The 12,682-nt window shown below is 63.9% G+C and carries 12 protein-coding genes and 1 tRNA gene; 2 read left to right on the forward strand and 11 right to left on the reverse strand.

All coding sequences use genetic code 11. The features are described 5' to 3' along the window. Window positions 1-9 precede the first annotated feature (9 nt). The 11 genes from HLH36_RS04760 to HLH36_RS04810 all read right to left on the reverse strand — a co-directional run bounded on the left by HLH36_RS04760 (window position 10) and on the right by HLH36_RS04810 (window position 10,886). On the reverse strand, window positions 10-975 hold the full coding sequence (locus HLH36_RS04760; RefSeq protein WP_182985285.1) for a GlxA family transcriptional regulator: 966 nt from the start codon (window positions 973-975) through the stop codon (window positions 10-12). Between the two features lie 4 nt (window positions 976-979). Continuing rightward, entirely contained in the window at window positions 980-2,065 is a 1,086-nt protein-coding gene (locus HLH36_RS04765) for a hybrid-cluster NAD(P)-dependent oxidoreductase (protein ID WP_182985286.1), read from the reverse strand. Between the two features lie 7 nt (window positions 2,066-2,072). Next, window positions 2,073-3,329 carry an aromatic ring-hydroxylating oxygenase subunit alpha gene (locus tag HLH36_RS04770; RefSeq protein ID WP_182985287.1) on the reverse strand — a complete coding sequence of 419 codons (1,257 nt, stop codon included), beginning with the start codon at window positions 3,327-3,329 and terminating at the stop codon, window positions 2,073-2,075. A gap of 133 nt (window positions 3,330-3,462) precedes the next feature. After that, a complete protein-coding gene (locus tag HLH36_RS04775; protein WP_182985288.1) occupies window positions 3,463-3,987 on the reverse strand; it encodes a sarcosine oxidase subunit gamma in 525 nt (174 codons plus the stop codon). Next, on the reverse strand, window positions 3,980-6,973 hold the full coding sequence (locus HLH36_RS04780) for a sarcosine oxidase subunit alpha family protein (RefSeq protein WP_182985289.1): 2,994 nt from the start codon (window positions 6,971-6,973) through the stop codon (window positions 3,980-3,982). The genes HLH36_RS04775 and HLH36_RS04780 overlap by 8 nt, the downstream gene beginning before the upstream one ends. Beyond that, window positions 6,970-7,251 carry a sarcosine oxidase subunit delta gene (locus tag HLH36_RS04785; protein WP_182985290.1) on the reverse strand — a complete coding sequence of 94 codons (282 nt, stop codon included), beginning with the start codon at window positions 7,249-7,251 and terminating at the stop codon, window positions 6,970-6,972. The genes HLH36_RS04780 and HLH36_RS04785 overlap by 4 nt, the downstream gene beginning before the upstream one ends. Window positions 7,252-7,267: 16 nt before the next feature. After that, complete coding sequence (locus tag HLH36_RS04790) at window positions 7,268-8,521, reverse strand: sarcosine oxidase subunit beta family protein (RefSeq protein WP_182985291.1); 1,254 nt, start codon at window positions 8,519-8,521, stop codon at window positions 7,268-7,270. Window positions 8,522-8,656: 135 nt separating this feature from the next. After that, window positions 8,657-9,043, reverse strand: coding sequence for a VOC family protein (locus HLH36_RS04795; protein ID WP_182985292.1), 387 nt, complete (start codon window positions 9,041-9,043; stop codon window positions 8,657-8,659). A gap of 24 nt (window positions 9,044-9,067) precedes the next feature. Further along, window positions 9,068-9,499 carry a GFA family protein gene (locus tag HLH36_RS04800; RefSeq protein WP_182985293.1) on the reverse strand — a complete coding sequence of 144 codons (432 nt, stop codon included), beginning with the start codon at window positions 9,497-9,499 and terminating at the stop codon, window positions 9,068-9,070. Continuing rightward, the gene (locus HLH36_RS04805; protein ID WP_182985294.1) at window positions 9,483-9,935 is read right to left on the reverse strand and encodes a hypothetical protein; all 453 of its coding nucleotides are present in this window, start codon (window positions 9,933-9,935) and stop codon (window positions 9,483-9,485) included. The genes HLH36_RS04800 and HLH36_RS04805 overlap by 17 nt, the downstream gene beginning before the upstream one ends. Window positions 9,936-10,052: 117 nt before the next feature. Beyond that, window positions 10,053-10,886, reverse strand: coding sequence for a TrmH family RNA methyltransferase (locus HLH36_RS04810; RefSeq protein ID WP_182985295.1), 834 nt, complete (start codon window positions 10,884-10,886; stop codon window positions 10,053-10,055). 109 nt (window positions 10,887-10,995) lie between these two features. Here HLH36_RS04810 and HLH36_RS04815 point away from each other — a divergent pair. Beyond that, a tRNA-Tyr gene (locus tag HLH36_RS04815) sits at window positions 10,996-11,081 on the forward strand. A gap of 593 nt (window positions 11,082-11,674) precedes the next feature. Then, a complete protein-coding gene (locus HLH36_RS04820) occupies window positions 11,675-12,547 on the forward strand; it encodes a MotE family protein (RefSeq protein WP_246376424.1) in 873 nt (290 codons plus the stop codon). Window positions 12,548-12,682 lie beyond the last annotated feature (135 nt).

Raw genomic sequence — 12,682 nt, forward strand, 5'->3', positions numbered from 1 at the left:
TTCGTTCCTTCAGCCTGCCTGCCGCTGACGTTCCTGGCGCGGGGCATAGCCGAACCGGTTACGGAAGGCGGTCGAGAAATGGGCCAGGGACATGAAGCCACAGGCAATGCCGATATCCGTGATCGACATGCCGGTCTGCCGCAGCAGGCGCCGTGCGCGCTCCAGCCGTGTCGCGGCCAGATAAGCGACCGGCGTGGCACCGGTATAGGTGCGGAACAGCCGTTCCAACTGGCGTTCCGACAGGCCGGCGGCACGCGCGATCTCACCTATGCTCAGCTTCTGGTCGATACGGCTTTCCATCAGTCGCACGGCGCGGCCCATCGATGGCGGCAAGGGGTCCAGCGTGGTGACGGGCTGAACCTCGCTCCCCGCCCGGTCGCGCTCCAGCAGGAACTGCGTCGCGATTTCGCGGGCGCGCGCCGGACCGAGATGGGTGGCGATGATCCGCAGCATCATATCCAGCGGCACCGCGCCACCCGTGCAGGTGATGCGATCGCGATCGATCACGAACATCTCGTCCAAGATATCGATCTCGGGAAATTCCTCCCGGATCGCGCCCAGATTCTCCCAATGGATCGCACAGCGATAACCACGCAGCAGCCCGGCTTCAGCCAGGGCGAAAGTGCCGGTACACAATGCCCCGATCACGATCCGCTGCCGCGCCAGCCGGCGCAGCGCCACCCGCAGTTCCTGGCTGGTGGCGGCACGGACATCGATCCCCCCGCACACGAACAGCACATCCAGCCCCTCAGCGTCCCCCAGCGCTTCGGTTGGATGCAGCGACAATCCGTTGCTGGCGGCAATCGGCGCGCCATCCAGGCTCAGCACCCGCCAGGCATAATCCTCGCGCCCGGTCACCCGATTGGCCATGCGCAACGCCTCGATCGCGTTGCTGACAGCGATCAGCGAATAGGTCTTCAGCGTCAGGAACCCGAAACGGCGCAGGCTGGCGAGGTCGCTGGCGCGTGGGGCCATCGCTCTAACGCTCGATCACGAGATCGCTGGTGGGGCGCGCGCAGCAGATCAGGATCATGCCCTGGTCGATCTCACGCTGGCGGATACCACCGTCATGTTTCATCTCCACCGTACCGGATACCAACCTGCATTTGCACGTTCCGCACATGCCCCGCGCGCAGGAGGCCGGCAGGCGCATCCCGGCAGCCCGCGCGGCGGTCAGAACCGGCGTATCATCGGCACAGGCAATCTCGCGCCGGCTTCGGGTGAAACTGACCGCATATCGCACGCCGCCGGACACAGCATCCTGCTCGGAATCGTCGGCCTCCCGTGGCACCAGTTCGCCAAAATCGAAACTTTCCTCGTGGAAGCGCTCCATATCCAGCCCGGCTTGCGTGGCCAACGCCCGCACTGCCTGGCGATAGCCCTCGGGCCCGCAGACGAACCAGCGGCGGGTGAGCAGATCGGGCACCTCGCGCATCAGCAGTCCCGCGTCGATCCGACCCATCGCACCCGGCCAACGCCGCCAGGGCGTATCGTGCTCGCAGATCATCCGCACCCGCAGCGACGGCGCCTGGCTTTCCATCCATGCCAGTTCGCGTTCGAAAATCAGGTCGTTCGGCGAACGGGCGGAATGCAGGAACACGGCATCGACATCGAAGCGCGTATCGACCATGTGCCGCGCCATCGACATCACGGGCGTGATACCGCTGCCCGCCGACAGAAACACATATCGTTCCGCCGCACCGTCCGGCGGCACATCCAGCACGAAATCCCCCGCCGGGCCCAGCGCCGCGATCTCCATTCCCGGCCGCAGGTGATCATGCAGCCAGTTCGACACCGGACCGCCGGCCACGCGCTTGACCGTGATCGCCACCGCATCCGGCCGGCTGGGTGAGGAGGAGAGCGTGTAGCAGCGATGATACGTGACCCCTGCGATCATGACGGTAAAGGTCATGAACTGCCCCGGCCGGTAGCGGAACCGGCGCGGCGCGGGCGCGGTCAGGATAAAGGTCGCCACATCATGGGTCTGCCGCCGCACGGCACGGCAGACCAGCACTTCGTCGTGTTCCGGGTCCCAGAAGGGCGGCGAGGTCTCGACGGTCGTCATGCGGCGGTCAGCCCAGATGCGCGCGCAGGCGCGCCAGGTACCAGAGCATGAATTTCTCGACCAACCCCTCAGTGTAGGGCGAATAGGGGCCGGGCACATAGGCCGGATCAGCGACCCCGCGCTGCGTCATCTCCACCAGATCGGCATCCTGACGGTTGGTCACGTTCCAGACGTCGGTCAGCTTCTCCAAATCGTAATCCACACCTTCCACGGCATCCTTGTGGACCAGCCATTTGGTACGGACCAGCGTGCGCCCCTCATCCAGCGGCAATGCAGTGAAGGTCACGACATGGTCGCTCATGAAATGATGCCAGGAATTGGGCTGCGTCCAGAAATGCAACCCCCCGGCTACCTTGTCGCGGATCGCACCCAACGGGATTCGGCAGGCCGCCATCGTGTCCATCGTCTGGCTTTCGCCCGCGCCATCCAGCGGCAGGCGTTCGGTGCGAAACCCGGTCGGGCGGTCGTCCAGATGCTCGATCAGGCGCGAAGGCAGACCCGCCGCCTCCCACGCCGCATGAGACGATTGGCGCAGCGTTTCGTATCGCGCGGCCTGCTCCTGTCCTTCCGGTGTCAGTTCCTCGGGGGCGAAGCCGAACCCGTAGGCGAAAAGCGGAATCGTCAGTTCCGGATGATTGGGCGTGCAATGGTAGCATTCGCGATTATTTTCCATCACGAGCTTCCAGTTGCCATATTCGATCAGGTCTGCCGAATGCGCGACGCGCGTGTTGCGCAGATCATGCGGTGCCAGATACGGCTCGATCTGCCGCGCCAGATCGTCGATATCGTCGGGCGGCGTTTCCGCCAGGCATATGAACAGCAACCCGCCGACCGAGCGCATCGCCACCCGGCGCAGCCCGTGACAGGACGGGTCAAAACCATCCCCCATATGTTCGGCGAATTTCAGGGCGCCATCCAGCGCATAGGTCCAGGCATGGTAAGGACAGACCAGATTGCCGACGATGGACGGCCCCGACGGCAACAGCCGCGCCCCGCGATGGCGGCAGACATTGTGGAAGGCCCGGATCTGCTCGTCATCGCCCCGAACGATCACGACGGACGAAGCACCGATATCCACCGCCAGCGCGTCGCCAGCTTCCGGCACCTCGCATTCCACCGCGACATAGATCCAGTGCTGGTGAAAAATGGCGTCCATATCGGCCTGGAAGATCTCAGGGTCGGTATAGAACGCGCTTTCCAGCGCATGTCCCGGTCGACGACGGGCGATCAGGGCCCGTACCGCCTCGGCATCGTATTTCGGCATGGCACAACGCTCTCCATCGGCCGGCGGCCGTCCTGTTGCGAAGGAAACGGGCACGCCCGCCTCCCGATCTCCACCTCGGACATTACGATATCGATATGCTGTTCCTGTTTTCTTTTTCCGTCATCCGTTTTTTTCAGACCGTCAGAAGCGAGAAAGAAATGCCCTTCGCTACCTCGCGCAGTTGCGCCTCGACATAAGGCCCGAACGACCGCCAGACTTCGACATGAAAAGAGTGCGCGTCTGTCCGCCAGACCATCGCATCCGCTTTGTCCAGCAATGTGCGCGTCACCATCCCGACCGGAAAGGACGACAGGGCGAAATCCAGCGGACACAGACCGGCCAGGATATCGGCAGCCCGCGCACCCTCCAGCAGAAAGCCGACATTCCGGTCGCTGACCTCCACCAGGCTGTGCGGCACCGGAGCCAGAGCGGCGTCCAGCCCCGCGCGCGCCTCCCACGTAGGCAGGATCAGCAATTCGAACGGCCCCAGCCGCAGCGCCGAGCCGCCTATACCAGACGCCACGCGCAGCATCGGCGGCGGGGCCTCCAACCCCAGCGACGCGGCGGCGGCATCCAGCGCCGCTACGCGTCCCTGCACCACCAGCCGGACCATCGGGGGGAGGCCGGCAAGCGCGCAGCCTTCGGTGATCTCAACCATTCAGGCGCGCTCCCTCGGGATCGTAGAACACAGGATCAACCAGCATGACCTTGACCGCCGAGCCGTCCAGGCTCGGCGCATACAGGCTGGTGCCCATCCGGGCACGCCCCCCCTTCACCATCGCAATCGCAATGGAGCGGTCGAGCGCCGGGCTGAAATAGGACGAGGTCACATGCCCCTCCGCCGAGGTCGGCACCGGGCTATCGGCAGCGGGAACAAGCTGCATACCTTCTTCCAGCACCAATCGTGGATCTTCGGTCAGCACGCCCACCATCTGCAACCGGTCCGGCGCATTCAGGGCCGGCAGGGCGAGGGCCCGCTTGCCGATAAAATCAGGCTTGACCTTGCTGACCGCCCAGCTACAGCCGACATCGCCGGGGGTCATGGTGCCGTCGGTTTCCTGCCCGACGATCAGGTACCCCTTCTCGGCGCGCAGCACATGCATCGCCTCGGTACCATAGGGCGTCACGCCGAATGCGGCGCCGGCCTCCCAGACCCGGTCCCAGACCGCCTGCGCCTGACTGGACGGGACGTTGATCTCGTAACCCAGCTCGCCCGTAAAACTGACGCGGAACAGCCGCATCGGCACGCCGCCAATCGTACCCTCGCGCAACGTCATGTGCGGCATCGCGCCGGCCGAGATATCCAGCCCGTCCACCAGCGGCGCCAGGATGTCGCGCGCGCGCGGCCCCTGCAGCGCGATCACCGCCCATTGCTCGGTGATCGATGTCAGCCATACATCCAGATCGGGCCACTCGGTCTGGAGGTAATCCTCCATCATGTTCAGCACCCCCGCCGCCCCGCCGGTGGTGGTGGTGACGTGGAACCGGTCGGCGGCAATTCGTCCGACCACCCCGTCATCATAGACAAAGCCGCTATCCCGGCACACCAGCCCGTATCGACATTTGCCAACGCCCAGTTTCGTCCACGCATTGACGTAGAAGCGATTCATGAATTCCGCCGCGTCCGGGCCCGCCACCTCGATCTTGCCCAGGGTCGAGGCATCGAAGATCCCGGCCACCGCGCGCACCGCACGGCATTCGCGCGCCACCGCCACCGCCATGTCCTCGCCCGCGCGGGGAAAATAGCGCGCGCGGCGCCACGGCCCGACATCTTCGAATACCGCCCCTTGCGCGCGCGCCCATGCATCCATCGGCGGCAGACGCAGCGGATCGAACTGGTCGCCGCGCGCATGACCGGCAAAGGCGCCGAACGTCACCGGCGTATAAGGCGGCCGATAGGTCGTCAGCCCGATCTCCTCCGGTCTGCGCCCCAACACGTTGGAGACAATGGCCAGCGCGTTGACGTTGGAGCCCTTGCCCTGGTCAGTCGCCATGCCAGTGGTGGTGTAGCGCTTGACATGCTCGATGGAGCGGAAACCTTCCCGCACCGCGAGCTTCACGTCCTTGGCCGTGACGTCGTTCTGGAAATCAACAAAGGCCAACGCCAGATGGCCAGGGCCACGGCGCGGCAACGCACCCGCGAAGCCCCCCGTTCCCGGCGCATCCTGGCGCATCACCGTCCACGCCGGCCCGATCTCGCCACCCGCCGCTGCCAGCCCGGCCGCAACCCCATCGCGCAGCACGTCGTCCAGAGCGAAGACACCCCGGCAAGACCCGGCCGACCGCACGCGCTCGATCGATTCGCCTGGAAGATAGACACCCAGTGCATCGTCGAAACGCAGCGCCCCGCGCGCCTGGCTATGCAGATGCAGACTGGGCGTGAAGCCCCCCGACATCAGCACCAGATCACAGGAGACCCTCCATCCTTTCCCGACCGTGCCATCCGCCCCGACCGGTGCCAGTTCGGCTCCCGTCACCCGCAGATGGCCATGGGCACGCTGAATGGTGGTGGCCGGCAGAACCTCGATTCCCCGAGCCCGCGCCGCCTCGACCAGCGGGCCGCCCGGCGTAGGCCGCAGATCGGCAATCGCCGCGATTTTCACTCCGGCCTCAGCCAGATCCAACGCAACGCGATAAGCCGCATCGTCCGCCGTCACCACCACGGCCTTACGGCCGCAGGCCACCCCGTAGCGATGCAGATAGGCCCGCGCGGCACTGGCCAGCATGATGCCCGGTCGATCATTACCTTCGAACACCAGCGCCCGTTCCAGCGCACCCGCCGCCAGCACCACCTCGCAAGCCCGCACCTGCCAGATCCGCTCGCGCGGCATATCGGCCGGCGGCGTCGCCAGATGGTCGCTCAGGCGCTGGTTCAGCGCCACCATGTTGTGCGGGCCATAATGGAAGGCCGAACAACGGGTCAGCAGTTGTACATTCGGCAGCCGCTCCAGTTCGGCGACAATGCGCGCCACCCATTCCCCACAGGCCAGGCCATCGATGAGGCTGTACGTATCGGCCAGCAGGCTGCCGCCGAATTCGGCGTTCTCGTCGCACAGGATGACACGCGCCCCGACCTGCCCCGCCGCCAGCGCCGCCGCCAGACCGGCCGGGCCGCCGCCCACCACCAGCACGTCACAATGCGCGTAATGCAGCGCGTAATGATCGGGGTCAGGCGCGGTAGGTGCGCGGCCCAGCCCGGCGGCACGACGGATCAGCGGTTCGTAAACCTTGTCCCAGAATCTGCGCGGCCACATGAAGGTCTTGTAGTAGAAGCCGGCCGGCAGCAGCGGTGCCGCCAGCGTGTTCAACGCCCCGATATCGAAGCGCAGGCTGGGCGCGCGATTCTGGCTGACCGCAACCATCCCGTCATGGATCTCGACCTGGGTCGCACGCAGATTGGGCGTGTACCGCCCTCCCTCGCCCACGCCGATCAGCGCGTTCGGCTCGTCCGACCCGGCGGAAACCGGGCCGCGCGGCCGATGATATTTGAAGGACCGCCCCATCAGATGCCGGCCCTCAGCCAGCAGGGCGGAAGCCACAGTATCGCCAGCATACCCCCTGACCATTCGCCCGTCGAAGCGGAAGACGACAGGCCGCGTGGTATCGATGCAACCGCGACCGGCCAGCCGGAAAGCGCCGCTCATACCGCGTCTCTCACATCTGGCCGAGGCATCCCGATTTCATAAAAGGCGTGGAACTGGTCGGTCCGCGTATCGCGCAGCGCGTTGAAGAAGCGGCCACACCCATGAGAATGGCGCCAGCGCTCGGCCAGAACACCCTTGGTGTTGTCGCGCAGATACAGGAACGCGGACCATTCCGCCTCGGACACATCGGCGGCGGGGCGAGCGATATGCGCCTCCCCCCCATAGGCGAATTCGATTTCGGCCCGGGGGCCGCAATAGGGACAGTCGATCAGAAGCATGACAGTCTCCGCCGTTTCAGTGCGCGACCGCCGCCGCAGCGGCTTCGTCGATAAGGGTACCGTCGCGAAAGCGCTCGATGGTGAAAGGCGCGTTGATCGGGTGCGGCTCGTCGCGTGCGATCGTCCAGGCGAACAGGTTCGCCGCCCCAGGCGTCGCCTTGAAACCGCCGGTGCCCCAGCCGCAGTTCACATACAGGCCGGGCACCGACGTCTTCGCCGTAATGGGCGAGCGGTCGGGCGTGTTGTCGGTGATCCCGCCCCATGACCGCAGCATCCGCAGCCGGCGGAAATCCGGCACTAATTCGCAGATCGCCTCCAGCGTGTGGGCGGGAATGTGCAGCCCCCCGCGCTGGGTGTACGACACATAGGAATCGGTGCCGGCGCCGATCACCATCTCACCCTTGTCGGACTGGCTGATATAGGCGTGGATGGTGTTGGACATCACCACGCAGGGAAAGGCCGGCTTCACCGGTTCGGACACCAGCGCCTGCAACGGATTGACCTGCAAGGGCAGGCGGATGCCGGCCATCGCCAGCACCACCGAACTATGGCCCGCCGCCGACACGCCGATCTTGCCCGCACGGATCGGTCCCCGCGTCGTCTGCACGCCCGCCACCCTGCCAGACGGGTCACGGTCGATGCCCGTGACCTCGCAATTCTCGATGATGTCGACGCCCAGGTCGCTGGCCGCCCGCGCGAAACCCCAGGCCACCGCATCATGCCTTGCGGTACCGGCGCGGCGTTGCAGCGCGGCCCCCAGGACGGGATAGCGGATGTTGGGCGAGATGTTCAGCGGCGGACAGAAGGCCTTGGCCTCTTCCGGCGTCAGCCATTCATTATCGATGCCGTTCAACCGGTTGGCATAGACATGCCGCTTGAAGACCTGCACGTCATGAACCGTATGCGCCACCATCAGGCAGCCGCGCTGACTGAACATGACGTTGTAGTTCAGTTCTTCCGAGAGGCCTTCCCACAATTTCAACGCATGTTCGTAATAGGACGAACTCTGCTCGAACAGGTAATTCGACCGGATGATGGTGGTATTGCGCGCGGTATTGCCGCCCGCCAGCCATCCGCGTTCGACCACCGCGATATTGCGCAGCCCATGCTGCTTGGCCAGGTAATAGGCCGCGCCCAGCCCATGGCCACCGCCACCGACGATGATGATATCATAGCTCGGCTTCGGCGCGACCGAACGCCACTGAGGTCGCCACCCCAGATGACGTCCCACTGCCTGACGGGCCAGGGAAAACGCGGAAAATTTCTGCATGGCGATCTGACTTCACCTCCGCACCGACACGCGCGATCGTGGGCGATGATGGAAGCCGCACCCGGCAAAATCTTTTACAAAAATGACACGCCACTTGCATGTTCGCGACATCATGGCGATGCGTGGATCGCCCCGTCAGAGGCCGCGACAGACGACGTGCAGCTTGTTGCCCTCCGGATCGCGAACATAGGCGCCAAAATAATCGGGGCCATAATTGGGGCGCAGTCCCGGCTCACCCTCGTCGCTACCGCCATGAGCCATGGCGGCCTCCCAGACAGCGCGCACCGAATCATGGCTGTCCGCCACCAGCGCGCACATCCCTCCATTGCCCAGGGCCGCCGGCCGGCCATCGAACGGGCGGGTGAGGTATAGCTTCGGTCCCACCTCACCCTTGCCCCAGCCGGCAAAGCCACCGTCCTCGTCGGTCCAGATCCGGGCAATGCCCAGCGGGGCCAGAAATGCGTCATAGAACGGGATCGCGCGGGCAACGTCGTCAACACCGATGGTGACATGGCTGAACATCGATCAAGCGCCCGTCGCCAATGGTCAGGTCTCCACGGGCACATCCTCAAGATCGACGCACCAACCTGCCTGCGAGGCGGTGAAGATCTGCCGGCGCGGCCGTATACCAGGGTCATCGTCCAGCGTGCCGGCCGGAACGATCATCAGATGCCCGTTTCGCGTAGCGTGCGGAACCGGCGTGCCACAGGCACGACAGATCGCAGTGGCAAAGCTGCTGGCCGTCGGCAGGTCCCAGCGCATGATCCCATCCGGGCCGCCGGAGATCCAGACCATATCCTTCGGATGGGCAATCAGGTTGGCGGCGAAAGCCGACCCCGTCGTCTTGCGGCAGCGGCCGCAATGACACAGCACGAAATCCAACGGCGCACCGTCGAGACGATAGACGACCGCGCCGCACAGACAGCTTCCGGTCAGGGGGCGGCCAGCGTCCACGCTCCCGTCAGCGGATGACGACATGAATGTCGGTCGTCCAGGACCGTCCCAGCGGCGTTACGACCAATATGGAGAAGCGATCCTTTCCAAGCGCGCCGGGGGCGGGATGATAGATAGCCCGCACACCATGCTGAGGCCGCAGATTGCAGGTCCGCCGCTGACTGCCGACCGCATAGTTGGGATAATACGCACCCGGTTCGATCGTCACCGTGCCATGTGTCGGCGCCTCCTGCACCCGCACCGTGATTTGGCCCTCGACCGAGCAGTCGGGATTCAACATGAACCATGTATTGATTATGCCGGGCTGCCCAGCAGCCACCGCGAAGTCCCGGACGAAATGGGCATCGGCCGCCGGGCCCGCCAAGACATCGGACCTGGCGACGATCCCATCGGCACGCCGCTCGACACAACCGGCGAGCATGAGGGATGCAGCAAACAGAAGAGAAATGGCGGCTCTCATCGGCAACGCTCTCCACCGGGCACGTCCAGGGTGCCAGATTCCCTCCCTGCCGTCAGCCGTTCTCGGCCGCATTTCACGGATTATGAGGGCGATTTTAGAATCGCCTCCCCCACACCATCAGCGTCGGCGGGTCACCTCATACAGGGCGACCGCCGCGGCATTCGAGACATTCAGGCTTTCCATATCGCCCGGCATCGCCAATCCAGCGATCTCGTCGCAATGCTCGCGGGTCAGGCGCCGCAACCCGTCTCCCTCGGCCCCAAGGACCAGGGCGGCGCGTCGCTGCCCGAACGTTCCTCCATCCAGCACGCCCCCGCCGGCATCCAGTCCCACGACCCAGAAATTCCGTTCCTTCAGTAGATCCAAGGTACGGGCCAGATTCACCACGCGCACCAGCGGCACGACATCCAGCGCGCCCGAGGCGGCCTTGGCCAAGGCCCCGGTCTCATCGGGTGCATTGCGGTCCATCACCACGACGGCGGCGGCACCGAACGCAGCAGCGGAACGCAGGATCGCCCCGACATTGCGCGGATCGGTCACCTGGTCCAGCAACAGCAGCGGACCAGGCCGCTCCACGGCATCCTCGATCGCCAGGGGCGGCAGGATATCGGTCAGAATCGCGATGCCCTGATGCACGGCATCACGACCGCACAACGCCTCGAACCGTGCCCGATCGGCCCGCTGGGGCTGCATCGGCAGGGAGGAGTCCAACCGCTGGCGCAATGCGGCCTCGCCCTCTTCGGTCGTCAGAATCTGGCGGATTCGCCGCTCCGGATTGGCCAGGGCCGCCAGCGCCGGGTGCAGCCCATACAGCCAGTAGGTTCCGCGCGGCGTGGTCCCGCCACTGCGTCGGGGCGAGCGGAAAGTCTCCCGACCGGCGGTTTCCGCCCGGTTATCGGTCGAATGAGAAGCGATTCTGGCGTCCGGACGACGCGGGGGACGGGTGCGCATTTCCTCGATATAGGACGAACCGTTCCCCCCGTCACGACATGCAGCAAGAGAACGTACGACAAGACCATTGACACGTCCGGCCGATGGCCTTAACCACCCTCTGCAGCACGGAAGGGTGCCCGAGTGGCTAAAGGGGGCGGACTGTAAATCCGCTGGCGTGCGCCTACGTTGGTTCGAATCCAACCCCTTCCACCATTCTTTCAAAAAAGATGGTAAACAGAATTGTCACAATAAATGCAGAAGAACGTCATCTTCCTCTGCAATAATCAGACAATCTGCACAGAGCCAAGCCGGGCAGCGCCTTTAAGCCACGCTCCCGCTTACTCGACACAAGCGCACGGCCACTTGGCGGCTTGAAGCATCTCCCACCAGAAATGCATACTGACATCGCCCCTTGCCTTTTCAAAGGCTACACTTTATCCGGGCTGGGAGAAAATAGGCCGTCGGGCCATGGTCCGGCTTGACAGAAACCTTCATTCCCAGCATTTTTATTGTACGGTATTAAAAACATGTGATTACGGTTTCCGAATTACAACGTCCGTTGCATTCAATGCCTCCGGAGACCCTATAACTTGCAGAAACGCAAGACAGTTACATACTTTACGAGAACTCGCAGCGAATAGATCGCAAAAACCCGCGCCGAATTGTCTGTTTAAATCCAGTTAATTGCCCGCATTTCCGATTTGGGCCAACGTCATGTCATCGACACGAATCCGAAAGCCGATCAGGTTAAGATGCTGATACCTCGCCTGTCATTCGGGAAGCTTGTGCATGTTTCGTCAATTCTGATGACTCTGCTGCTGGCGATGAACATGCACGCCCTCGCCGGCCATCTGAAAGGCGACGCTATAGAGGCCGATGACTCGCCCACGCAGGACACAGTCCTGCAGCCACGCCAGAGCAGATCCGCAGAAAACACAGCCCCCAATCCAAACGCCGAGAGGAATGCCACCGAAGGATGGATCTCCGCCCTCCCTCCCGATGATCGCAACGCGGGGACGCGCCCCGCAACCGCGCAGGCAACCGTCGCCCGTCACGCCGAAGCATGCGCGGACGGCGATTGCCCCGATGTGGCGAAGGCAGCGGTGGCGACAGTAACGCCGAAACAGGGCGCCGATCCCGAAGTCGATAGGGTGGAAACAGATCTGGTCCAGAATATCCTGGCAAGACAGTCGACCTTCGAGAATGAACAGAAAAACTTGGAAGAGCAGAAACATATCCTCGACGCCGCCCAGGCGGCACTCAATGAAAAGATGCGAAACCTGGATAGCTCGATAGCCGCGCTGGCCGAACGGCAGGCCGCGCATCGTGAAACGATGTCGGCCGAGACAGACAGGCTGGTACGGATCTATGAGGAAATGCCTCCCAAGGAGGCCGCCGCAGTCTTCAACATCATGGACATCCACGTCCTCGTTTCCGTGGCCAACAAGATGGCCCCCCGTAAGATATCGGCCATCATGGGGTACATGATGCCCGAGCGGGTCAATATCGTTTCGCAATACATGGCGGGGGTGAGGACATTCCGCCCTCTTCGCACATCCTTCGACGGCACGACCGGACAGCCCGTGGATTCGGGGACATTGACCTGGTGGTCCAAATCCAAAGCCAACCAGAAGCAATCCGAAGCTGACCAGGACGCACTGAAATTGTCGCGCCAGTGACCGCTTCCTGCGCGGCCTGGCGGCTCCCTAACAGCTCATCCAGATTGGAATAATCATAGCTGAAGCTCAGGACGTATTACTTTCAAGAATTTCGCGGAAGGGGTTGTTTTCCTTACGAAGGTTTTTCATGGAAAA

The organism is Gluconacetobacter aggeris (assembly GCF_014174395.1).
Taxonomy (GTDB): Bacteria; Pseudomonadota; Alphaproteobacteria; order Acetobacterales; family Acetobacteraceae; genus Gluconacetobacter; species Gluconacetobacter aggeris.

Coding starts and splice junctions, on each gene's coding strand:
- HLH36_RS04760 (WP_182985285.1), bottom strand. CDS start 975: ATGGCCCCACGCGCCAGCGACCTCGCCAGCCTGCGCCGTTTCGGGTTC.
- HLH36_RS04765 (WP_182985286.1), bottom strand. CDS start 2,065: ATGACGACCGTCGAGACCTCGCCGCCCTTCTGGGACCCGGAACACGAC.
- HLH36_RS04770 (WP_182985287.1), bottom strand. CDS start 3,329: ATGCCGAAATACGATGCCGAGGCGGTACGGGCCCTGATCGCCCGTCGT.
- HLH36_RS04775 (WP_182985288.1), bottom strand. CDS start 3,987: ATGGTTGAGATCACCGAAGGCTGCGCGCTTGCCGGCCTCCCCCCGATG.
- HLH36_RS04780 (WP_182985289.1), bottom strand. CDS start 6,973: ATGAGCGGCGCTTTCCGGCTGGCCGGTCGCGGTTGCATCGATACCACG.
- HLH36_RS04785 (WP_182985290.1), bottom strand. CDS start 7,251: ATGCTTCTGATCGACTGTCCCTATTGCGGCCCCCGGGCCGAAATCGAA.
- HLH36_RS04790 (WP_182985291.1), bottom strand. CDS start 8,521: ATGCAGAAATTTTCCGCGTTTTCCCTGGCCCGTCAGGCAGTGGGACGT.
- HLH36_RS04795 (WP_182985292.1), bottom strand. CDS start 9,043: ATGTTCAGCCATGTCACCATCGGTGTTGACGACGTTGCCCGCGCGATC.
- HLH36_RS04800 (WP_182985293.1), bottom strand. CDS start 9,499: ATGTCGTCATCCGCTGACGGGAGCGTGGACGCTGGCCGCCCCCTGACC.
- HLH36_RS04805 (WP_182985294.1), bottom strand. CDS start 9,935: ATGAGAGCCGCCATTTCTCTTCTGTTTGCTGCATCCCTCATGCTCGCC.
- HLH36_RS04810 (WP_182985295.1), bottom strand. CDS start 10,886: ATGCGCACCCGTCCCCCGCGTCGTCCGGACGCCAGAATCGCTTCTCAT.
- HLH36_RS04820 (WP_246376424.1), top strand. CDS start 11,675: ATGACTCTGCTGCTGGCGATGAACATGCACGCCCTCGCCGGCCATCTG.